Annotated in this window: 19 protein-coding genes and 1 riboswitch; of the genes, 13 read left to right on the top strand and 6 right to left on the bottom strand. The window is 72.1% G+C overall.

Translation table 11 applies throughout. From position 1 onward, the window contains the following. Nucleotides 1–14 precede the first annotated feature (14 nt). The 4 genes from ACFYV1_RS00315 to ACFYV1_RS00330 all read left to right on the top strand — a co-directional run bounded on the left by ACFYV1_RS00315 (nucleotide 15) and on the right by ACFYV1_RS00330 (nucleotide 4,853). The gene (locus ACFYV1_RS00315; RefSeq protein ID WP_389393084.1) at nucleotides 15–1,370 is read left to right on the top strand and encodes a M16 family metallopeptidase; all 1,356 of its coding nucleotides are present in this window, start codon (nucleotides 15–17) and stop codon (nucleotides 1,368–1,370) included. Between the two features lie 17 nt (nucleotides 1,371–1,387). Next, nucleotides 1,388–2,755 (top strand): M16 family metallopeptidase, encoded by a 1,368-nt coding sequence (locus ACFYV1_RS00320; RefSeq protein ID WP_389394529.1) that lies wholly within the window; start codon nucleotides 1,388–1,390, stop codon nucleotides 2,753–2,755. A 240-nt stretch (nucleotides 2,756–2,995) separates the two neighbouring features. After that, nucleotides 2,996–3,154: riboswitch (cyclic di-AMP (ydaO/yuaA leader) on the top strand. Nucleotides 3,155–3,166: 12 nt separating this feature from the next. After that, nucleotides 3,167–3,961, top strand: a complete 795-nt coding sequence (locus ACFYV1_RS00325; protein ID WP_389393085.1) for a M23 family metallopeptidase — start codon at nucleotides 3,167–3,169, stop codon at nucleotides 3,959–3,961. A 214-nt stretch (nucleotides 3,962–4,175) separates the two neighbouring features. Then, nucleotides 4,176–4,853: a GntR family transcriptional regulator gene (locus tag ACFYV1_RS00330; RefSeq protein WP_389393086.1), complete on the top strand. Its 678-nt coding sequence runs from the start codon at nucleotides 4,176–4,178 to the stop codon at nucleotides 4,851–4,853. Between the two features lie 151 nt (nucleotides 4,854–5,004). On the opposite strand, the gene ACFYV1_RS00335 is transcribed toward ACFYV1_RS00330, so the two are convergent. Next, nucleotides 5,005–5,286, bottom strand: a complete 282-nt coding sequence (locus ACFYV1_RS00335) for an HPr family phosphocarrier protein (RefSeq protein ID WP_389393087.1) — start codon at nucleotides 5,284–5,286, stop codon at nucleotides 5,005–5,007. Nucleotides 5,287–5,516: 230 nt separating this feature from the next. On the opposite strand from ACFYV1_RS00335, the gene ACFYV1_RS00340 reads away from it, so the two are divergent. The 4 genes from ACFYV1_RS00340 to ACFYV1_RS00355 are packed head-to-tail and all read left to right on the top strand — an operon-like array spanning nucleotide 5,517 to nucleotide 11,348. Continuing rightward, nucleotides 5,517–8,843, top strand: coding sequence for a GNAT family N-acetyltransferase (locus tag ACFYV1_RS00340; protein WP_389393088.1), 3,327 nt, complete (start codon nucleotides 5,517–5,519; stop codon nucleotides 8,841–8,843). A gap of 37 nt (nucleotides 8,844–8,880) precedes the next feature. Continuing rightward, nucleotides 8,881–9,465 carry a DUF5998 family protein gene (locus ACFYV1_RS00345; protein WP_389393089.1) on the top strand — a complete coding sequence of 195 codons (585 nt, stop codon included), beginning with the start codon at nucleotides 8,881–8,883 and terminating at the stop codon, nucleotides 9,463–9,465. After that, nucleotides 9,462–10,658, top strand: coding sequence for an alkaline phosphatase family protein (locus tag ACFYV1_RS00350; RefSeq protein WP_389393090.1), 1,197 nt, complete (start codon nucleotides 9,462–9,464; stop codon nucleotides 10,656–10,658). The genes ACFYV1_RS00345 and ACFYV1_RS00350 overlap by 4 nt, the downstream gene beginning before the upstream one ends. A gap of 39 nt (nucleotides 10,659–10,697) precedes the next feature. Next, complete coding sequence (locus ACFYV1_RS00355; RefSeq protein WP_389393091.1) at nucleotides 10,698–11,348, top strand: thymidine kinase; 651 nt, start codon at nucleotides 10,698–10,700, stop codon at nucleotides 11,346–11,348. Nucleotides 11,349–11,497: 149 nt separating this feature from the next. On the opposite strand, the gene ACFYV1_RS00360 is transcribed toward ACFYV1_RS00355, so the two are convergent. Next, nucleotides 11,498–12,271 carry a VOC family protein gene (locus tag ACFYV1_RS00360; RefSeq protein ID WP_389393092.1) on the bottom strand — a complete coding sequence of 258 codons (774 nt, stop codon included), beginning with the start codon at nucleotides 12,269–12,271 and terminating at the stop codon, nucleotides 11,498–11,500. Nucleotides 12,272–12,513: 242 nt separating this feature from the next. On the opposite strand from ACFYV1_RS00360, the gene ACFYV1_RS00365 reads away from it, so the two are divergent. Beyond that, nucleotides 12,514–13,344, top strand: a complete 831-nt coding sequence (locus ACFYV1_RS00365; protein WP_389393093.1) for a sulfurtransferase — start codon at nucleotides 12,514–12,516, stop codon at nucleotides 13,342–13,344. A 159-nt stretch (nucleotides 13,345–13,503) separates the two neighbouring features. Here the strand turns inward: ACFYV1_RS00365 and sepH are convergent, their stop codons facing one another. Next, nucleotides 13,504–14,547, bottom strand: a complete 1,044-nt coding sequence (gene sepH, locus ACFYV1_RS00370; RefSeq protein WP_389393094.1) for a septation protein SepH — start codon at nucleotides 14,545–14,547, stop codon at nucleotides 13,504–13,506. Between the two features lie 453 nt (nucleotides 14,548–15,000). On the opposite strand from sepH, the gene ACFYV1_RS00375 reads away from it, so the two are divergent. After that, complete coding sequence (locus ACFYV1_RS00375) at nucleotides 15,001–15,888, top strand: hypothetical protein (protein ID WP_389393095.1); 888 nt, start codon at nucleotides 15,001–15,003, stop codon at nucleotides 15,886–15,888. A gap of 3 nt (nucleotides 15,889–15,891) precedes the next feature. On the opposite strand, the gene ACFYV1_RS00380 is transcribed toward ACFYV1_RS00375, so the two are convergent. Then, nucleotides 15,892–17,220: a D-arabinono-1,4-lactone oxidase gene (locus ACFYV1_RS00380; RefSeq protein ID WP_389393096.1), complete on the bottom strand. Its 1,329-nt coding sequence runs from the start codon at nucleotides 17,218–17,220 to the stop codon at nucleotides 15,892–15,894. After that, the gene (locus ACFYV1_RS00385; protein WP_389393097.1) at nucleotides 17,171–18,421 is read right to left on the bottom strand and encodes an MFS transporter; all 1,251 of its coding nucleotides are present in this window, start codon (nucleotides 18,419–18,421) and stop codon (nucleotides 17,171–17,173) included. The genes ACFYV1_RS00380 and ACFYV1_RS00385 overlap by 50 nt, the downstream gene beginning before the upstream one ends. A gap of 108 nt (nucleotides 18,422–18,529) precedes the next feature. On the opposite strand from ACFYV1_RS00385, the gene ACFYV1_RS00390 reads away from it, so the two are divergent. After that, nucleotides 18,530–19,657: a ferrochelatase gene (locus ACFYV1_RS00390; protein WP_389393098.1), complete on the top strand. Its 1,128-nt coding sequence runs from the start codon at nucleotides 18,530–18,532 to the stop codon at nucleotides 19,655–19,657. Between the two features lie 11 nt (nucleotides 19,658–19,668). Next, nucleotides 19,669–20,469: an inositol monophosphatase family protein gene (locus ACFYV1_RS00395; RefSeq protein WP_389393099.1), complete on the top strand. Its 801-nt coding sequence runs from the start codon at nucleotides 19,669–19,671 to the stop codon at nucleotides 20,467–20,469. Nucleotides 20,470–21,000: 531 nt separating this feature from the next. Here ACFYV1_RS00395 and ACFYV1_RS00400 read toward each other — a convergent pair. Then, entirely contained in the window at nucleotides 21,001–21,168 is a 168-nt protein-coding gene (locus tag ACFYV1_RS00400; protein ID WP_389393100.1) for a hypothetical protein, read from the bottom strand. A 302-nt stretch (nucleotides 21,169–21,470) separates the two neighbouring features. On the opposite strand from ACFYV1_RS00400, the gene ACFYV1_RS00405 reads away from it, so the two are divergent. After that, the gene (locus ACFYV1_RS00405; protein WP_018848142.1) at nucleotides 21,471–22,124 is read left to right on the top strand and encodes a response regulator transcription factor; all 654 of its coding nucleotides are present in this window, start codon (nucleotides 21,471–21,473) and stop codon (nucleotides 22,122–22,124) included. Nucleotides 22,125–22,128: the final 4 nt, after the last annotated feature.

Below are 22,128 nucleotides of genomic sequence, written 5' to 3' on the forward strand. Positions count from 1 at the left end.
TCGAAGGGACGTACATGCCCATGGGTCACACGGCCACAGCGCAGGCCGGTTCCGGCGGCCTGACAGCGACCGAGCACCGCCTGGCCAACGGCCTGCGCGTGGTGCTCTCCGAGGACCACCTGACCCCGGTCGCCGCGGTCTGCCTCTGGTACGACGTCGGTTCACGCCACGAGGTCAAGGGCCGTACGGGACTCGCCCACCTCTTCGAGCACTTGATGTTCCAGGGCTCGGGCCAGGTGAAGGGGAACGGCCACTTCGAGCTCGTCCAGGGAGCCGGCGGCTCGCTGAACGGCACCACGAGCTTCGAGCGGACCAACTACTTCGAGACGATGCCCACCCACCAGCTGGAGCTGGCGCTCTGGCTGGAGGCCGACCGCATGGGCTCCCTGCTGGCCGCCCTCGACGACGAGTCGATGGACAACCAGCGGGACGTGGTCAAGAACGAGCGCCGCCAGCGGTACGACAACGTGCCCTACGGCACGGCCTTCGAGAAGCTGACGGCCCTCGCCTACCCGGAGGGCCACCCGTACCACCACACACCGATCGGCTCGATGGCCGACCTGGACGCGGCGACCCTCGAGGACGCCCGTGCCTTCTTCCGTACGTACTACGCGCCCAACAACGCGGTGCTGTCGGTCGTCGGCGACATCGACCCGGAGCAGACGCTCGCCTGGATCGAGAAGTACTTCGGTTCCATCCCGTCCCACGACGGCAAGCAGCCGCCGCGCGACGGCACGCTGCCCGAGAACATCGGCGCCCAGCTGCGGGAGGAGGTCGTCGAGGAGGTCCCGGCCCGTGCGCTGATGGCCGCCTACCGTCTGCCGCACGACGGCACACGCGAGTGCGACGCCGCCGACCTGGCGCTCACCGTCCTCGGTGGCGGCGAGTCCTCCCGGCTGCACAACCGTCTGGTGCGTCGCGACCAGACCGCCGTGGCGGCCGGTTTCGGTCTGCTGCGGCTGGCCGGCGCCCCGTCGCTGGGCTGGCTCGACGTCAAGACGTCCGGCGGCGTCGAGGTGCCTCGGATCGAGGCGGCCGTCGACGAGGAGCTGGCCCGGTTCGCGGCGGAGGGCCCGACGGCTGAGGAGATGGAGCGCGCTCAGGCGCAGCTCGAGCGCGAGTGGCTGGACCGCCTCGGCACCGTCGCCGGCCGTGCCGACGAACTGTGCCGCTACGCGGTGCTGTTCGGTGACCCGCAGCTGGCGCTCACCGCCGTCAAGCGGGTGCTCGACGTCACCGCGGAGGAGGTGCGGGCGGTGGCCAAGGCGCGCCTGCACCCCGAGAACAGGGCGGTGCTGGTCTACGAACCGGTCGCCGCGGAAGAGACCGAAGCGGCCGACGAGAACGAGCACGAGGGGACGGACAAGTGAGCGACGCTGCCGTGACCATGGACTTCCACCCGCAGCCGGCTCCGGGAACCGCCCGGCCCTGGGCCTTCCCGGCTCCCGAGCGCGGCACGCTGGACAACGGCCTGACGGTGCTGCGCTGCCACCGCCCCGGACAGCAGGTGGTGGCCGTCGAGCTCTCTCTCGACGCCCCGCTGGACGCCGAGCCGGAGGGGCTCGACGGAGTCGCCACGATCATGGCCCGCGCGTTGTCGGAGGGCACCGACAAGCACTCCGCGGAGGAGTTCGCCGCGGAGCTCGAGCGCTGCGGCGCCACCCTGGACGCGCATGCGGATCATCCGGGCGTGCGGGTGTCCCTCGAGGTCCCGGCGTCGCGGCTGCTGAAGGCCCTCGGCCTGCTCGCCGAGGCACTGAACGCTCCCGCGTTCGACACGGCGGAGGTCGAGCGGCTGGTCCGCAACCGCCTCGACGAGATCCCGCACGAGACGGCCAACCCGGGCCGCCGGGCCGCCAAGCAGCTCTCCAAGGAGCTCTTCCCGGCCTCGCTGCGGGTCTCGCGTCCGCGGCAGGGCACAGAGGAGACGGTGGCCCGGATCGACGCGGCCGCCGTACGCGCCTTCTTCGAGGCACATGTGCGCCCCGCGACCGCGACCGCGGTGGTCGTCGGAGACCTCACCGGTGTCGACCTCGACGCCGTCCTCGGCGACACGCTCGGCACCTGGACGGGCGACAAGGCGGACCCGCGCCCCGTGCCGGCGATCAGCGCCGACGACACCGGCCGGGTGGTCATCGTGGACCGCCCGGGGGCGGTGCAGACGCAGCTGCTCATCGGCCGTATCGGGGCGGACCGCCACGACCGCGTCTGGCCGGCCCAGGTGCTCGGTACGTACTGCCTCGGCGGCACTCTCACCTCGCGCCTCGACCGGGTGCTGCGGGAGGAGAAGGGCTACACCTACGGTGTGCGCGCCTTCGGTCAGGTGCTGCGTTCCGCGCCGGACGGCTCGGGCGCCTCGATGCTGGCCATCAGCGGTTCCGTGGACACGCCCAACACCGGCCCGGCGCTCGACGACCTGTGGAAGGTGCTGCGCACGCTCGCGGCCGAGGGACTCGACGACGCCGAGCGTGACGTCGCCGTGCAGAACCTCGTGGGCGTCGCTCCGCTGAAGTACGAGACCGCGGCGTCCGTCGCCGCCACGCTGGCCGACCAGGTCGAGCAGCACCTCCCGGACGACTACCAGGCCCAGTTGTACGTACGGCTTGCGGAGACGGGCACGGTGGAGGCCACGGCGGCGGCCGTCAACGCCTTCCCCGTCGACCGTCTGGTGACGGTCCTGGTCGGCGACGCGTCACAGATCGAGGAGCCGGTCAAGGCGCTCGGTATCGGTGAAGTGACCGTTGTCACGGGCTGATTGAGAGCCGTCCGCCGACTGCCCCGGCAACCGGCGGTACAGAACGGTACGCAACACACAAACAGGACCCCGGCTTCGAATCGTTTGCCGGGGTTCTGCGTTATGTCCGTTTCGTGGTGGAGATGGTGTGTCTGCCCTGTGGCATGCGCTACAAAACGGCCTGTCCGTTTGGCGATCGGCGATGCCGATGCCTAGCGTCGGTCCGGCTGTCCGCCTGGAGATCGTCGCGCCCGCGGCATCGGACAGTCATCGCCGAGTCCCCGTCAGGCGCGAGCCTGGGGAGCCGGGGACCCACTCAGTCCCTGGGGTGAATCGGACGCCTTCGCCCGGAGGCATCCGTAGGAGACCTTCCTGCTCCGAACCCGTCAGCTAACCCGGTAGGCGAGAAGGAAGGAAAGGACCAGCCCCTTCATGGCGTTCACCCGTGCCACCGGGAAGCATCGTGCCCCGAGCCGCCTGACGCGCAGGAGCGCGAACCTGGCCGGCGTCGCCGCCCTCGCCACCACCGGCGTCATCGGAACCCTCGCCTCCCCGGCGCTCGCCGCCGACACCGAAGCCCTCTCCGTGGAGGACACCGGTCTCACCCAGATCATCTCCATGGGGTCGCTCGCCGACGAGATAGCCGACCAGGCCGCCACCCAGAAGCGGGAGGCGGAGGAGGCCGCTGCCAAGGCGCGAGCCCGGGCGAAGGCCGAGGCAGAGGCCAAGGCGGAGGCCAGGCGCAAGGCGGAAGCCCGCGCCAAGGAGCTCCGCGAGGCCAAGGAGCGCGCGGCCCGCGAGGCCGAGCGCAAGCGGCTGAACTCCTTCCAGCTCCCCGTCGCCGGTTCCTTCGTGACCACCGGCTACCGGGCCGGCGGTGCGCTGTGGTCCTCCGGCAGCCACTCCGGCGTCGACTTCCGTGCCGCCTCCGGCAGTTCCGTCGTGGCCGTCGGCTCCGGAACCGTCGTGGAGGCCGGCTGGGGCGGCGCGTACGGCAACAACGTGGTGATCCGCATGAACGACGGTACCTACACCCAGTACGGTCACCTGTCGTCCATCAGCGTCGTCGTCGGTCAGCAGGTCACGCCCGGCCGGCAGATCGGTCTCTCCGGCTCGACCGGCAACTCGACCGGACCGCACCTGCACTTCGAGGCCAGGACCACCGCCGAGTACGGCTCCGACATCGACCCGGTCGCGTACCTGCGCTCCCACGGCGTCAACGTCTGACGCCCGCGAACACGTCTTGCGAAGGTCCCCGGCGTTCACGCCGGGGACCTTCGGCGCATTCCGATCCGTTTCCGCCGTTCCGTGATCGCGGTCGTGGCCGAGAGATCCCCATGAATTTCCGGCTGCCTTCGGGAAACCGCGGGAACTGCAATAGAGTCACGGGAACACGCGTCAATCGGCTGCGTTTTGCTCGGATCAGGACGGAGGTTCGGTCATGCGTATTCCCGCGCGCTCGGTATGCACGGCGATCCGCGACGACATCGTCTCCGGTGTCTTCGAGTGCGGCGGCCGGCTCACGGAGGAGCAGTTGGCCCGGCGCTACGGAGTCTCCCGCGTCCCGGTGCGCGAGGCTCTGCGCACCCTCGAGTCCGAGGGGTTCGTCGTGACCCGCCGGCACGCGGGCGCCTGTGTCGCCGAGCCCACAGAGCGGGAGGCCGCCGACCTCCTGGAGGTCCGCATGCTGCTGGAGCCGCTGGGGGCGGCGCGGGCGGCGCAGCGCCGTACGGAGGCGCACCTCAAGGTGCTCCGCGGCCTGGTCAGGCTGGGTCAGGAGCGGGCGCGCCGGGGTCAGGGCGAGGATCTGCGGTCCCTCGGCGGCTGGTTCCACGAGACGCTCGCCCAGTCCTGCGGCAGCCCGGGGCTCACCGCGCTGCTCACCCAGCTGCGGCACAAGATCGCCTGGATGTACGCGGTGGAGCAGTCGGTCACGCCGGTCGAGGCGTGGGCCGAGCACGGTGCGATCGTCGACGCCGTGGCGCGCGGGGACGCGGAGCGGGCGCGCACGCTGACCGCCCTGCACGCGGAGCGTTCCGCCGGCGCGCACCGGCTGCGGCGCCGCGTGCTGGTGAGGACTTCGCAACATGACGTAAACACCGCGAGCGGCCGGAATTAACAGGAGGCGTATACAAAAGAGGGCGTGCTTTGATGGGCCCTTTTCTGTTTCTCTCGCCGTTTTCGGATTCCTGGAAAGCGGAACCGCGGTGCTCCGAATTCGGGGCACCGCGGCTCGGTCGCGAAAGAGGGCGGGCAACGGCCCGCTTCGCTCAGACGGTCTCGGGGAGCTCCTCGAGACCGTCGGTCACCAGCTTGGCGAGGCGGTCCAGAGCGGCCTCGGCACCGTCGGCGTCGGAAGCGAGGACGATCTCCTCGCCGCCCTGAGCGCCCAGGCCGAGCACGGCGAGCATGGAGGCCGCGTTGACCGGGTTGCCGTCGGCCTTGGCGATCGTCACGGGGACGCCGGCAGCCGTCGCGGCGCGGACGAAGATGGACGCGGGGCGGGCGTGAAGGCCCTCGGCCCAGCCGACATTGACGCGGCGCTCAGCCATGGTGTTGCCCTTCAAGTCTCAGTGGTTGTCTAGACCAGTCTCTCATGTGTCCCGGCGTGCTCCCCGTCGGCTTCGACCACTGCTCCTCGACGGGTGCGGCGGGCGCCCCCGGCGGGGTCCGGCAGGCGCTCCTCGCCGGTTCCCGCAAGGGGCGGACCGCCCGTACGCCTCCTCAGACTGCCCGTCGGCAACAGCCTCCGCGACCCGTGGGCGCGCCGTAGGCTTTCCTCATGCAGACCTCGCAGGAGCACGCCTACCCCGCTCACTGGGAAGCAGACGTGGTGCTGCGCGACGGCGGCACCGCCCGGATCAGGCCCATCACCACGGAGGACGCCGACCGGCTGGTCAGCTTCTACGAGCAGGTCTCCGACGAGTCGAAGTACTACCGCTTCTTCGCCCCCTATCCGCGGCTCAGTGACAAGGACGTCCACCGGTTCACACACCACGACTACGTGGACCGGGTCGGTCTCGCGGTCACGGTGGGCGGCGAGTTCATCGCCACCGTCCGCTACGACCGGATCAACGCGCAGGGGCGGCCCGCGAGCGCCCCCGCCGACGAGGCCGAGGTCGCCTTCCTCGTCCAGGACGCCCACCACGGGCGCGGCGTCGCCTCCGCCCTCCTCGAGCACATCGCGGCGGTCGCCCGCGAGCGCGGCATCCGGCGGTTCGCCGCGGAGGTGCTGCCCGCCAACAACAAGATGATCAAGGTGTTCCGGGACGCCGGGTACACCCAGAAGCGCAGCTTCGAGGACGGATCCGTCCATCTGACCCTCGACCTCGAACCGACCGAGGAGTCCGTCGCCGTGCAGCGCGGCCGCGAGCAGCGCGCGGAGGCCCGCTCGGTCCAGCGCCTGCTCGCGCCGGGCTCCGTGGCCGTCGTCGGAACCGGCCGGCTGCCCGGCGGCGTCGGCCGCACGGCCCTGCGCAACCTCCTGGGAGCAGGTTTCACGGGCCGGGTGTACGCGGTGAACCGCGCGTTCCCGGAAGGACGCGGCGAGATCGACGGCGTGCCCGCGGTCCGCACGGTCGCCGACATCGAAGAGCCCGTCGACCTGGCGATCGTCGCCGTACCGGCCGAACGGGTGCCCGACGTCGTCGCCGACTGCGGCGAGCACGGCGTCCAGGGCCTTGTGGTGCTCAGCGCCGGGTATGCGGAGAGCGGCCCCGCCGGACGGGAACGCCAGCGCGAACTTGTACGGCACGCCCGTTCGTACGGGATGCGGATCATCGGGCCGAACTCCTTCGGGATCATCAGCACCTCCGACACCGTCCGGCTCAACGCCTCTCTGGCGCCACAGGCACCGGCTCCCGGACGGATCAGTCTGTTCACCCAGTCCGGCGCGATCGGCATCGCGCTGCTGTCCGGGCTCCACCGGCGTGGCGCGGGCGTGTCCTCCTTCATCTCGTCCGGGAACCGCGCCGACGTCTCCGGCAACGACTTCCTGCAGTACTGGCACGAGGACCCGCAGACCGATGTCGTCCTCATGTACCTCGAGTCGATCGGCAACCCGCGCAAGTTCACCCGGCTCGCGCGGCGCACGGCCGCGGTCAAGCCGGTCGTGGTGGTCAAGGGCGCGCGGCACAGCGGCAGTGCGCCGCCGGGGCACGCCGTGCCGTTCACCCGCATCCCGGACGCGACGGTCGGCGCGCTGCTGCGCCAGGCGGGCGTCATCCGCGTCGACACCGTCACGGAGCTCGTCGACGCGGGTCTGATGCTGGCGGGGCAGCCCCTGCCGAGCGGGCCGCGGGTCGCGATCCTCGGCAACTCCGAGTCCCTGGGACTGCTCACCTATGACGCCTGCCTGACGGAGGGCCTGCGCCCGCTTCCACCGCGCGACCTCACGACGGCGGCCACGCCCGCGGACTTCCGCGCCGCGCTCGCGCAGGCGCTGGTGGACGACGCCTGCGACGCGGTGGTGGTGACGGCGATCCCATGGGTCGGGGAGAACGGCGTGACGGAGTCGGGAGACGGAGAGGTCCTCGCCACGGCTCTGCGGGACGCGGCGGCCAGGGCGCCGGCGAAGCCGGTGGCGGTGGTCCACGTCGAGATGGGCGCCCTGGCCGAAGCGCTCGCGGCAGCCTCCAGTACGGCTCCGCGGCCCTCGCCCGGCGGCGGGTCCGGCCCGTCGGGCCCGTCCGGTTCGTCGCCCGAAGGCGCGTCCGGCTTCGCGGACCCGTCGCGTGCGGACGCCGCCGAGGACTCCGCACGTGCGGGGGACCGCGCGGTGCCGGGCGGCACCCAGCCGTCGGCCGGGGAACCTTCCGTGCTCCCGGAGCGGGCGGGCGGCGTCCCGCCGCACGGAGCTTCCTCCGGCGCGCCGCAGAAGGGCGATGCGGGCCGGTCCGCGTCCGGCAGGGCGGTCCCCGACGATGCACCGTTCTCGGCCGGGGCCCCCGCCACGGAGGCTTGTACGGGTGGGAGCCTGCCTGAGCCTGTGAGCCGGGCGGGCGGCACCGCGCCGCAGGGAACCTCAGCCGGCAGGCCCGGCCTCACAGCGTCCCGGCCCGGGCCCGGTGAGGTGTCGGGGACGTCGGTGTCCGGGTCCGCGTCCGGGCCCGGTGAGGTGCCTGGCCCCGCCGGTGCGACGCCGACGGACGGCCCTGGCCGGGACGCGGCCGAGGCAGCGGGGGAGCCCGGCCGGGGCGGGCGCGCCCCCGCGGCGGACGGCGACCCGGTTGCCGACGCGCGCCGGATCCCCGCGTATCCGGCCGCTGAGCGGGCGGTGCGCGCGATGGCCGAGGCCGTCAGATACGCCCAGTGGCGCAGGCAGGCCGCCGAGCCCGGCCGGGTGCCCGCCTACGACGACATCGACGAGGCCGGCGCCGCCGCGCACATCGAGCGGATCCTCGGGGCGGCGGCGGACCCCAGAGGGTTCACCCTCGCCGCCGCCGACGCGCACACGCTCCTCGCGCACTACGGCGTCCGCGTACGGCCGACGCTCCCCGCGCCCGGCCCCGACGCCGCCGTGGACGCGGCCGCACGCCTCGGCTACCCCGTCGCGTTGAAGACCACGGCCCCCCACCTGCGCCATCGCGCCGACCTCGGCGGCGTGCGGCTCGATCTGGCCGACGAGACGCAGCTGCGCCAGGCGTACCGCGAGCTGACGGAGACGCTCGGCAAGCCGGCCGAGCTGCAGCCCGTGGTCCAGGCGATGGTGCCGCGCGGCGTGGACACCGTCGTGCGCGCCGCCATCGACCCGGCCGTCGGCGCCGTCCTGTCCTTCGGCCTGGCCGGCGCAGCCTCCGAACTGCTCGGCGACACGGCGCACCGGCTCGTGCCCGCCACCGACCGCGACGCGGCGGAGCTGATCCGAACCATTCGCACCGCGCCGCTCCTCTTCGGCTGGCGCGGCTCCGCGCCGGTCGACACGTCGGCGCTGGAGGACCTGCTGCTGCGCGTGTCACGGCTGATGGACGACCACCCGGAGGTGGTCGGGATCGGTCTGGAACCGGTCGTCGTCGCCCAGCACGGTCTCAGCGTGCTGGACGCGTCCGTACGGCTCGCCCCACCACCGCCCCGGAACGATCTCGGGCCCCGCCGGCTCCCGAGCTACTGAGCACCTGGGCCCTTCGCGGGCCCGTAGGATGGACCGCATGGCGAAGACCGGTACGACGACCCAGGGGCTGCGCACGGCGATCGAGCGCAGCGGCTACTACCCGGCACTCGTGGCCGAGGCGGTGGAGGCCGCTGTCGGCGGTGAGCCGATCGCGTCGTACCTCGTCCATCAGGAGACCACGTTCGACGCGAACGAGGTCCGCCGCCATGTCACCGTCCTCGTCCTGACGGCGAACCGCTTCATCGTCAGCCACACCGACGAGCAGGCCGCGGACTCCGGGTCTCCGACCCCGTACGCGACTACCTCCACCGAGTCGGTCAAGCTCGGCCGGATCTCGTCGGTCGTGGTCAGCCGCGTGGTCGCCAATCCGGAGTCGTACACGCCCGGCACCCTGCCCCGCGAGGTGGTGCTGACCATCGGCTGGGGCGCCGTCTCGCGCCTCGACCTGGAGCCCGCCGCCTGCGGCGACCCGAACTGCGACGCCGACCACGGCTACACGGGCAACTCCACCGCCGACGACCTGAGCCTGCGGGTCAGTGAGGCGGGCGACGGCCCCGACACCGTCCGCCAGACCCTGGTCTTCGCCCAGGCGCTCTCCGAAGCCACGGCAGCCACGCGTTGACGGCCCAGCCCGCGGTGTGGCCGGACGACCCCGTGACGCTCGACGTGTACGCGGCTCCGGCGCCCGAGTACGGCAGCGGCTCCCTCGCCGACCTGCTCCCGACCCTTGCGGCGGGCCAGGGGGTGCCAGGTCTCGCGCAGTCGATCCCGGAGCTCACGCCCGCCGACCGGAACTGCGTGTTCCTCATCGACGGCCTCGGCTGGGAGCAGCTCAGGGCGCACCCCGAGGAGGCGCCGTACCTGACCTCGCTCCTCGGCACGTCACGCGGCGGTACGGGAGCACCCGTCACCGCCGGGTTCCCGGCGACCACCGCCACCTCGCTCGCCTCCGTCGGAACCGGTCTGCCGCCCGGCGCCCACGGCCTGCCCGGCTACACGGTGCGCAATCCTGAGACCGGCGAACTGATGAACCAGCTGCGCTGGAAGCCGTGGACCGCGCCGCACGCGTGGCAGCCGTACCCCACCGTCTTCCAGCTGGCGGACCGCGCGGGCGTGCACACCGCCCAGGTGTCGTCGCCCGCGTTCGAGCAGACCCCGCTCACCAAGGTCGCGCTCAGCGGCGGTTCGTTCCACGGCCGGCTGACCGGCGAGGAGCGCATGGACCTCGCCGCCGAACAACTCGCCGCAGGTGACCGGTCGTTGGTCTACACGTACTACAGCGAGGTCGACGGCAAGGGGCACCGCTTCGGCATCGACTCCGACGCCTGGCGCGGCCAGTTGATGTACGTGGACCGGCTGGTCGAGCGGCTCGCCGACCAGCTTCCGCCGCGCACCGCCCTGTACGTCACCGCCGACCACGGCATGATCGACGTCCCGTTCGACGAGCAGTCCCGTATCGACTTCGACGAGGACTGGGAGCTGCGGGCCGGCGTCGCCGTCCTCGGCGGCGAGGGCAGGGCACGCCATGTCTACGCCGTGCCGGGCGCGGAGCACGACGTGCTCACCGTCTGGCGCGAGGTGCTGGGAGAACAGTTCTGGGTGGCGAGCCGGGACGAGGCGATCGACGCCGGCTGGTTCGGCCCCCGGATCGACGAGCGGGTGTACGGGCGGATCGGCGACGTCGTCGCGGCCGCCCACGACGACGTGGTCGTCATCGCCTCCGTGAACGAACCGAACGAGTCGGCGATGGTCGGCATGCACGGTTCCATGACCCCCGCCGAACAGCTCGTACCACTCCTCGAAGTACGTTCCTGACCCCCTTTCAGCCCAGACCCGAAAGGTCTCTGCATTCCCATGCCCGAGCTGGTGTTCTTCTCCGGAACGATGGATTGCGGGAAGAGCACCCTCGCTCTTCAGATCGAGCACAACCGGTCCGCGCGCGGTCTGCAGGGCATGATCTTCACCCGTGACGACCGGGCGGGGGAGGGCAAGCTCTCCTCCCGTCTCGGCCTCGTCACCGACGCCGTCGAGGCCGCCGAGGGCTTCGACTTCTACGCCTTTCTCGTCGACCGCTTCTCGAAGGGCGGCCGCTGCGACTACGTGATCGCCGACGAGGCGCAGTTCCTCGCCCCCGAACAGATCGACCAACTCGCCCGCGTCGTCGACGACCTGGAGCTGGACGTCTTCGCCTTCGGTATCACCACCGACTTCCGGTCCAAGCTCTTCCCCGGCTCGCAGCGGCTGGTCGAACTCGCCGACCGGGTCGAGGTGCTGCAGGTCGAGGCGCTGTGCTGGTGCGGTGCGCGTGCCACTCACAACGCCCGCACCGTCGGCGGGGTGATGGTCGTCGAGGGCGCCCAGGTCGTCGTCGGCGACGTCAACCAGTCGCCGGACGAGGTCGGTTACGAGGTGTTGTGCCGCCGGCACCACCGCCGGCGGATGACGGCGGCCACGACGAAGGCCGCTGCGCTCTCCCCGGACGTGCTCCCGGTGACGTCCGCCTGATCCCCGGCGTACCTGGTCCGACCCGGCCCGACGCACCCCGACGCCCGGCGGACGTGCCTCGGCTCGCCCCGGCGCGAAGAGGACCGGTCAGCCCTGCCGACGAGGGCCCGACGGACAGCTGAGAGGAGGCGCCTCGCCGGCGCGCCTCTTCAGTCGGCGTCCGACCGTACGATCGTGAAGACCGCGCCCTCCGGGTCGCAGACGGTAGCCACCCGCCCGCCAGGACCCGGCCCGGGCGCCCCGATCAACCGGCCGCCCAGCTCCACCACACGGTCGGCCGCGTCGTCGACGTCCGCGACCTCGAAGTACGTCATCCAGTGCGGCCCGCGGTCGCGTGGCAGCGCCTGGCCGATCCCGTGCACGGAGGCGACCGGACGGTCGTCGACGCGCAGCGTGAGCCGGTCGAGGCCCGGGGCCCCGACCGCCTCCGTGTCGTAACCGAAGACCGCGTGGTAGAACTTGCCGACCGACGAGGTCTCCCTGGTCAGCAGTTCGTTCCAGACGGGCGTCCCGTGCGTTCCGTGTACGGCGGTACCGGTGTGCGCCGCCGCCTGCCAGACACCGAACACGGCGCCCGCGGGGTCGGACGCGATCACCATCCGCCCCGCGTCGGCGGCGTCGAGCGGGCCCACCCCGACCGTTCCCCCGCAGCTGCGGATCGCCTCCGCCGTCACGTCGGCGTCGTCACTCGCCAGGTAGGGGGTCCAGGCGACGGGCAGGTGGCGGTCGCCGGGGAGGCGGCCGATGCCGGCGACCTCCTTGTCACCGAGCATCCCGCGGACGTAGGGACCGAGCTGCTCGGGGCCCGGCGAGAATTCCCAGCCGAACAGTGCCGCGTAGAAGTCCTGCGTCGCGTCAAGGCCGTGCACCATCAGGCTCACCCAGCAGGGTGTGCCGGGTGAGCGCCGAGTCGCCTCGGTCATCGTCACTCTCTCCTCGGACCATCGTCGTGGCCGTACGGGGGGACCGGGCGCGTTGCCGGCCTGGGTCCGGTGGGACCGCGGGGCAGGCCGTTGCGCCCGAGCAGATGTTGTCACCACCGCGGTCCCGGAGCGCCCGGGCCGCGCCGGTATGGCGGGTTCCCGCCGGAGGATGCCCGTTTTGCGGGGCATCACCCGCTTCGGAGGTGTTCCGGTGCGCCAGGCCGGTGCGCCAGGATGGCCGCATGACTCCGATCATTTCCGCGGCCGAACTCGCCCGGGAGCTCGCCGGCCCCACCCCGCCGGTCCTCCTCGACGTCCGCTACCGGTTGGGCGGACCGCACGGCCGGCCCGAGTACGAGGCCGGGCACATCCCCGGCGCAGTCTTCGTCGACCTCGATGCGGAACTGGCCGGACCGCCCGGAGCGGGCGGCCGCCACCCGCTGCCCGACATGGCCGCGTTCGGCGCCGCGATGCGCCGCGCGGGCGTCCGCGAGGGCACACCAGTGGTCACGTACGACGGCGACAAGGGCTGGGGCGCGGCTCGCGCCTGGTGGATGCTGCGCTGGGCGGGGCACGGCGACGTACGGGTGCTGGACGGCGGAATCGCCGCCTGGACGGGGCCGCTCCAGTCCACGGTTCCGGTTCCGCAGGAGGGCACCTTCGAGCCGAAGCCCGGCGCGCTGCCCCTGCTGGACGCCGACGGCGCGGTGGCCATGGCCCGGGACGGTCTGCTGCTGGACGCCCGCGCGGGGGAGCGTTACCGCGGCGAGGTGGAGCCCATCGACCCGGTCGCCGGGCACATCCCCGGCGCCGTGTCGGCGCCGACGGCCGAGAACATGGACGCCGACGGACGCTTCCGCTCGGCCGAGTGGCTCGCGGCACGCTTCAGGGAACTCGGGGCGGACGAAGGCACCACGACCGTCGGCGTGTACTGCGGCTCCGGTGTCTCCGCCGCACAGCAGGCGGTGGCCCTGGAGATCGCAGGCTTCGAGCCCGCTCTGTACGCCGGTTCCTGGTCCGAGTGGTCCGGTGACCCGGACCGCCCGGTCGCGACGGGGCCGCATCCGGGCTGACGTACGGCCGCAGGGCCGACAGGCGGCCAGGGCAGACGTACGGCCGCAGGGCCGGCGAGCGGCCAGGGCAGACGTACGGCCGCAGGGCCGGCGAGCGGCCAGGGCTGATGGACGGCATCAGGGCCGACCCGGTGGAGGGCCGGCCCTGATACGGAACGTTTACTCCTGCTTCTTCCTGCGCGTGCCGAAGACGATCTCGTCCCAGCTCGGCACCGCGGCCCGACGGCCGGGGCGGACGCCATCGGCTTCCGCCTGCCGGTCCGTTGTGCCCGTCAGCCGGTCGCGGTGACCCGCGACGGAGCGGGGCATCAGCACATCCGCGTACGCGGATCCGGCGCCGGCCGACGCGGCGGGCGCGACCGGCTCCTCCTCGGCGTCCGGCTCCTTCGCGGGCTCGACCGCGGCGGGTTCCGAGGACGAGGGCCGCTCGGGCACGACCATGTCGCCGCGGAAGCTGGGTACGGCCTCCAGCAGGCTGGTCAGCGAGTCCCGTTCGTCGTTGCCGCTGTCGTCCGACGAAGGCGGGGCCGGGCGCTCGATCTGCCGGTCCAGGGCGCGGTCCAGCGGACGGTCCCTGGGCAGCCGTGCGATGCGCGGCACGAACGGGAAGCTCGGTTCCTGGGCGATCGTGTCGTCGGTCTCGCCGATCAGGGCACGTGCCTCGTCGTCGACGGCCTGCACGAGCCGCCTCGGCGGGTCGTAGGTCCAGCTCGCCGAGTGCGGCTCGCCCGCGACCCGGTAGACCAGCAGGACCTCCCAGGTGCCGTCGTCGCGGCGCCACGAGTCCCACTGGGCGGTGTCCTTCTCGGCGCCGCGCATCAGCAGCCGCTCCTGCACGGCCTCGCCGAGCTGCGGGCCGGTGTTCTCCCCGGGGCGTCGTACGGGAGTCTTGCGGGCCCGCTCGGCCATGAAGGCCCGCTCGGCCAGTACCGGCCCCTCGAAGCGGCGCACTCGTTCCACGGGGATGCCCGCGAGTTGGGCGACCTCCTCCGCGGACGCGCCGGACCTTATGCGCGCCTGGATGTCGCGGGGGCGGAGGTGGCTCTCGACCTCGATCTCGATCTGGCCGAGGCGGGCACGGTCGTTGCGTACGGCAGCACGCAGCCGTTCATCGATCGGAAGGGTGTATTCCGTGCTGTCCGCAGCTTTGAGCACCAGTCGTGTGCCGTCGTTGGAGACGGCCACGACACGCAGTTCGGGCATGGGGACCTCCCGGGTGGTGCCTGCCGACGTCACCTGCGTCGCTGCTTCCGCTAGTCGAGTGTGGCCTGCCCGGGTGCAGCCTGCCACAACCTTGCCGAGGTGCCCGGCGTGTCGGGCACCTGCCCTGGATCGCCGTTATGGCACGGTGATCTATTCGCCACTCAGTGTGATCGGTTGGTCACTCTGAGCAATAGAACTCCGTGCTTCACCGCGGCGCCGCCGGATCGAGCGCCGTTTTCGGCCCCCAACCTGGGGTCCGGACGCCATGAAGGAGGCCGGGCCCAGGGCTCGCCACAGTACTCCATTCGGGCCATCCGGGTGGACCGCCGCGCCGCCGAACTTCTGTCGGACGGCGGTAGTTGGGTGCCCGGAACCGGGGTGGGCGGGTGTTGTGCTTCACGGAATCACCAGAATCGGAACTATTCACTTCGCTCAAATGTCCCTACTTGGTGCATGGCAGGACAGATGCGCGAACAGAGGCTGGAGATGCGACAGAAGCCGGATCAGGGGACGGACCGTCAGCAAGGCGGCGAACAGGCCCGGCTGTCGCGGCCGCGGCTCGACCTGAGTCTGCCGCAGGTGGCCGGCAGCGCCCTGGCCGCCGTGGCGGCGGCCGTGCTCGCGTCCCGGCTGGGCGTCTACGGCACCATCATCGGGGCCGGAGTGGTCAGCTTGGTGGCGACCTGCGGCGGTTCCCTCCTCCAGCACTTCTTCAGCAGAACCGGGGAGCAGCTTCGCGGGGCCGCCGCTCATGGCGGGACGAGGGCCGGTGCCCGCCAAGGAGGCGAGTCCGACCTCGACTTCGACCTCGGCTTCGACGGTGATCTCGACGGCGACTTCGGCGCGGCGACCGTGCACGGCACCCGGGTGCGGGGGTGGAAACGCCCCGCACTCGCGGCCGCCGCGGTGTTCGGTCTCGCCATGGCCACGGTCACCGGGTACGAACTCGCCTCCGGCGGCGAACTCGGAGGCGGCGCGGGAACCACGCTCGGCTCGGCGGTACGCGGCGGTGACACGCACACCGCCGCGCCATCCGGGACCCCGTCGTCGCGGACATCGGACGAAGGAGCCGACAGCACCGGGGAGTCCGGCCCGGAACCAGCCGGAACGGAGGGCTCCGGAACGGACTCCGGGCAGTCCGCCACCCCGGACACCGCCGGTACACCGTCGCCCTCACCGTCCACCGGCGCTGACCAGGAGCCCGCGCCCACCCCCACGCCCTCGCCCACTCCGACCGCGGACCGGCCGACGCCGTCCGGTACCGGGGAAACGGGCGATCGGTCCGGTGAAGGTGAACCGCACACGGGGGCCGAAGATGTGAGGGGGACGGCCCGGCCGTGAGCGTCAGTCGCCCAACACCCTTCGCAGGTAAGGGTTCTGGAAGACCCGGTCCGGGTCGAGGGTGTCGCGCAGAGCGGTGAACTCGCCGAACCGCGGGTAGGCCTCGGCGAAGTACTGCGCGTCCCGCGTGTGGATCTTCCCCCAGTGCGGACGGCCGCCGTGCGCGGTCATGATCCGCTCCACGGCGGTGAAGTAGGAACGGTAGGGCGTACCCCGGTACATGTGCACGGCGATGTACGCCGTCTCCCTGCCGGAGGCCGTCGAGAGAGTGATGTCGTCGGCGGGCGCCGTGCGGACCTCCACCGGGAAACTCACCCGCAGCGACGAGCGTTCGACCATCGCCCTGACCTCCCGCAGCGCCGCGACCGCGACCTCCCGCGGCAGCGCGTACTCCATCTCCACGAACCGCACCCGACGCGGTGATGTGAAGACCTTGTAGGGGATGTCCGTGTAGGTACGGGCGGAGAGCGCGCGACTGGAGACCCTGGCGATCGCGGGGATGGCCGCGGGCACGGCGCGGCCGAACGAACAGGCGACCTGGAAGGCCCCGTTGGACAGCAGTTCGTCCTCGACCCAGCCGCCCACCCTGCCGGGCGGCGCGGGCGGGCCCGCGCTGCGGTTGTTGCGCTTGGTGTTGCAGTTGCCCGTGTGAGGGAACCAGTAGAACTCGAAGTGCTCGTTCTCCGCGTGCAGAGCGTCGAAGTCGGCCGTCACCCGGTCGAAGGACATCGGCTCCTCGCGGGCGGTCAGCAGGAAGACCGGCTCCACGGCGAAAGTGATCGCCGTGATGACACCGAGCGCTCCCAGACCGATCCGGGCAGCCGCGAAGACCTCCGGGTTCTCGCTCTCCGAGCAGGTGAGCACCCGGCCGTCCGCCGTCACCAGCTCGAGGCCCTTGATCTGGGCGGCGAGCGAGGCGGAGTCCCGGCCGGTGCCGTGCGTGCCGGTCGACGTCGCCCCCGCGACCGTCTGTTCCATGATGTCGCCCATGTTCGTGAGCGACAGACCCTCACGGGCGAGGGCCGTGTTCAACCGCCTGAGCGACGTGCCCGACTCGACGGTCACGGTCATCGCCGAACGGTCGATCCGCCGGATCCCCGTCATCAGATCGGGTCGGATCAGCAGACCGTCCGTCGCCGCGATGGCGGTGAACGAGTGGCCCGTGCCGACGGTCTTCACCCGCCGGCCGTCCGCGGCCGCCTCGCGCACCGCGTCGGCGAGCTCCTGCACGGACGCGGGGCGTGCTTCCCTCGCGTGCCTCGAAGTGACCGTGCCCGCCCAGTTACGCCACGGGCTGCTCTCGCTCCTCCGGGTCCTGATCACGCTGCTCACGCTGCCCCTCCCGCGTCGGCTCCGGCCTGCGCAGCCGGCTGTAACCCAGGAACGCCACCGCGGCCGCGAACACTCCCGCGACGCCGGGCACCGCGTACCCCGCAGCGGCGCCCTGTGCGTCGACCACCCAGCCGGCGGCCGCGGAACCCAGAGCGACGCCGACCGCGAGGCCCGTACTGGTCCAGGACATGCCCTCGGTCAGCTTGCTGCGCGGTACGTGCGCCTCGACGAGGGCCATGGTCGTCACCATCGTCGGCGCGATGGCAAGGCCCGCAGCGAAGAGCGCCACGGCCAGGAACGGCAGGCTCCCGGCCAGTTGGAGGGGGATCATACTCACGGACATCGCGCATACGCCCAGTACCCACCTGCGGGCGGGGTCGCCCTTCAGGTGCAAAAGGCCGAAGACAGCCCCTGCCAGACAGGAACCCAGCGCGTACACCGCGAGCACCCAGCTCGCAGCGGACTTGGAGCCGTGCTCCTCCGCGAACGCCACCGTCACCACGTCGACCGCGCCGAAGATCACGCCGGTGGCGACGAACGCGGCGACCAGGACCTGCAGCCCCGGGGAGCGCAGGGCGCTTCCGCCGCTGTGGTGTTCCACCGGGTGCGGCACCGGCTCCGTGGCGCGCTGAGCCGTCAGCCACCAGACGCCGATCAGCAGGAATCCGGCGGCCAGCAGCGGCCCGGCCTCGGGGAACCAGAGGGTCGACAGTCCGATGGAGATGATCGGCCCGAAGATGAAGCACACCTCGTCGATGATCGCCTCGAACGAGTAGGCGGTGTGCAGCTCCCGCGGCGAACCGTGCAGCAGGGTCGCCCAGCGTGCCCGGGTCATCGCGCCGACACTCGGCACGCCCCCCGCGAGGGCCGTGCAGGCGAACAGCGTCCAGTCCGGTGCGCCCTGCTGGGCGCAGACGAGCAGGGCGGTTACGGCGGTCAGCGCGACCAGGGTCGCCGGGCGCAGCACCCTGCGCTGGCCGTGGCGGTCGACGAGGCGGGACACCTGCGGGCCCAGTACCGCCGCGGACAGGGCGAGGGTCGCGGTGAGCGTGCCGGCCAGACCGTAGCGGCCGGTGAGCTCGGAGATCATGGTCATGATGCCGATGCCCATCATGGACAGCGGCATCCGGCCGAGGAGGCCGGCGGCGGAGAACCGCAGAGTGCCGGGGGTGGCGAAGATCGCGCGGTACGGACTGGGCAACAGGTTCTCCGGTAAGGCGTATGGGCAGCCTTCGCAGATTACGTGCCGAACGCCGGTCGGCGCACCGCGGTTTTTCCGGTGTCAGAGGCGGGTGGCAGGATCGACCTCATGTCCGATCTGCGCGATCCAGCTCCTTACGACGCCCTTCTGCTGCTCTCGTTCGGTGGCCCAGAAGGCCCGGACGACGTGGTTCCGTTCCTGGAGAACGTGACCCGCGGCCGTGGCATCCCCAAGGAACGGCTCAAGGAAGTGGGTCAGCACTACTTCCTCTTCGGCGGCGTCAGCCCCATCAACGACCAGAACCGTGCCCTGCTGGACGCCCTCCGCAAGGACTTCGCCGAGCACGCCGTGGACCTGCCGGTGTACTGGGGCAACCGCAACTGGGCGCCGTACCTGACCGACACCCTGCGGGAGATGAGCGACGCCGGGCACCGGCGCATCGCCGTTCTCGCCACCAGCGCGTACGCCTCCTACTCGGGCTGCCGCCAGTACCGCGAGAACCTCGCCGAAGCCCTGGCCACGCTGGAGGCCGAGGGGCGGGAGCTGCCGCGTGTGGACAAGCTGCGGCACTACTTCAACCACCCCGGCTTCGTACGTCCCATGATCGACGGCGTTCTCGCCTCGCTCGCGGACCTGCCGGAGGACGTCCGTGCCGGCGCGCACCTCGCGTTCACGACCCACTCGATCCCGACCGCCGCGGCGGACTCCTCCGGCCCCGGGCCCGAGCACGGGGACGGCGGCTCCTACGTCCGCCAGCATCTCGACGTGGCCGGTCTGATTGCCGGAGCCGTCGCAGGGGAGACCGGCGTCGAGCACCCCTGGGAGCTCGTCTACCAGTCCCGCAGTGGAGCCCCGCACATCCCCTGGCTGGAACCGGACATCTGCGACCATCTGGAGAGCCTGCACGCCTCCGGCGTGCCCGCGGTGGTCATGGTCCCGATCGGTTTCGTGTCCGACCACATGGAGGTCCTGTACGACCTCGACACGGAGGCCGGCGCGAAGGCCGCCGAACTGGGCCTGCCGGTGCGCCGCTCCGCCACCGTGGGCGCCGACTCGCGGTTCGCCGGCGCGGTGCGCGACCTCCTGCTGGAGCGGGCCGCGACCGAGCGGGGCATCGCGGCGGAGCGCTGCGCGCTCGGAACGCTCGGCGCGAGCCACGACCTCTGCCCGGTCGGGTGCTGCCCGGCCCGTGCGCCGAAGCCCGCGGCGGCCGGCATGGACAGCCCGTACGCATGAAGGAGACCCCTGTGACCGACCCGCTCACGTCCGAACTGCTGCCCCTCGCCCTGGAGGCCGCCCGGAGGGCCGGTGCGCTCCTGAGGGACGGCCGACCGGACGACCTGGGCGTCGCCAGGACCAAGTCCAGTCCCATCGACGTCGTGACGGAGATGGACATAGCCGCAGAGAAGCTGATCACCGGCTTCCTGGCCGAGCACCGCCCCAGCGACGGCTTCCTCGGCGAGGAAGGCGCGTCCTCCGTCGGCACCAGCGGTGTCCGGTGGGTCATCGACCCGCTCGACGGCACGGTCAACTACCTGTACGGACTGCCCACCTGGGCGGTCTCCATCGCCGCGGAGCTGGACGGGGAGACCGTGGTGGGCGTGGTCGAGGCCCCGATGCGCCGCGAGACGTTCCGCGCGGTGCGAGGCGGCGGGGCGTTCCTGAACGACAGGCAGGTCCGGTGCCGGCCGGCGCCACCCATGGACCAGGCGCTCGTCTCGACCGGCTTCAACTACGTCCACACGGTGCGCACGCACCAGGCGGACATCGCCCAGCGGCTCATTCCGCAGCTGCGGGACATCCGGCGCAGTGGCTCCGCGGCGATCGACCTGTCCGACGTGGCGGCCGGCCGTCTGGACGGCTACTACGAGCGGGGCCTCAGCCCGTGGGACCTGGCGGCCGGTGACCTGATCGCCCGCGAGGCGGGCGCGCTGACCGGCGGGCGACCGGGGGAGCGGCCGTCCGGCGAGCTGACGATCGCGGCGGTACCGGGGGTCTTCGAGCCGTTGCAGGGCCTCTTGGAGGAGCTCGGCGCCTGGCACGACTGACGTGTGGGCGGCGGGGCGGGCGTGGCCGCTGCGCGGGGCCGTTTCCCCCTCCCCGCCCCTTCCCGAACCGGGCTCCGCCCGGACCCGGTGCCGCCCTGCGGGCGGCGTACGCGCTCCGCGCGGTGGCCTCAATCGTCGGCCGGGCTCCATTTACCGCTGAGGCCCCCGTATGGAGCTCCGCCCGGACCCGGTGCCGCCCTGCAGGCGGCCGCAAGCTCCTCCTACGGCCTGGCGGCCGTGGGTGGGGCTGTCTCCCATGCCGCCAGGCGAGTGGGAGCGCCCCGGCCGGGCCGGTATTTGCCGCTGTGCGGTCCCTTCCCGTAATGGTGCCGCCCTGCGGACGGCTGTACTGCGCTCCCGCGCGGTGGCCTCAATCGCCGGCCGGGCTGAGCCGTCGACGGGGGCGACTTCAGCCTCGCCGGCGATTGACGCGCGGCGGGGGGTCCGGAGGGAGGGACGCACGGCGGGAGGCCCGCCGCCGCTTCCGCGGTGGCGGGCCTCCCGTACGTGGTGCGTGCGTGCGCCGTGGCGTCACGCCGCCGCGAGGTTCACCCCGTGCTCGGCGGCCAGGCGGTGGAGGTCGTCCAGCTCCGCCTGTTCGACGTCGGCGAGGAAGTCGTCGCCCGTCTCCCGGGCGATCGTGAGGTCGGTCTCGGCGGCCTTTATACGCTGCAGCAGTCCGGCGGTGAAAGCGTCCATGATGCGCCCCCTCGTCGTGGGTCGGTGGCACGGGGGTGTGCCGACGGTGGGTTGATCAGCCCTGGAACAGGTCGTGGTGCGCCACATACAGGGCGTGATCGGGGTGTGCATTCGTCCTCCCCCGGCCTTCCCGGGTGGAAACCTCAACTCTCCCGCGAATCCTCCTTATTCCGGGGTGCCCGCCCTGAGCCCGTTCGCCTTACGGCCGGTTTACGCGCGTAAAGGGCAGGATGGATCCGCACAGTCAGTGCGCAGACCTGCCCTGTCACCACACGACGGGCTCTCGAGAGAGGAACAGCGACGTGCGCGTACTCGTCGTCGAGGACGAGCAGCTGCTCGCCGATGCGGTGGCCACCGGGCTGCGCCGGGAGGCCATGGCGGTCGACGTCGTGTACGACGGCGCCGCCGCCCTGGAGCGCATCGGGGTCAACGACTACGACGTGGTGGTGCTCGACCGGGACCTTCCGCTGGTCCATGGGGACGACGTCTGCCGCAGGATCGTCGAGCTCGGTATGCCCACGCGCGTGCTGATGCTGACGGCGTCGGGCGATGTGAGCGACCGGGTCGAGGGCCTGGAGCTCGGCGCCGACGACTACCTGCCCAAGCCGTTCGCGTTCACCGAGCTCATCGCCCGGGTGCGCGCCCTCGGACGCCGTACGACCGTGCCGCTGCCGCCCGTCCTGGAGCGTGCGGGGATCAAGCTCGACCCCAACCGCCGCGAGGTCTTCAGGGACGGCAGGGAGATCCAGCTCGCCCCCAAGGAGTTCGCCGTCCTGGAGGTGCTGATGCGCAGCGAGGGCGCGGTCGTCTCGGCCGAGCAGCTGCTGGAGAAGGCCTGGGACGAGAACACGGACCCCTTCACCAACGTCGTGCGGGTCACCGTGATGACCCTGCGCCGCAAGCTGGGCGAACCACCCGTGATCGTCACGGTGCCCGGTTCCGGTTACCGGATCTGATCGC

Source organism: Streptomyces sp. NPDC003023, from assembly GCF_042888225.1.
In the GTDB taxonomy this organism is placed as follows: domain Bacteria; phylum Actinomycetota; class Actinomycetes; order Streptomycetales; family Streptomycetaceae; genus Streptomyces.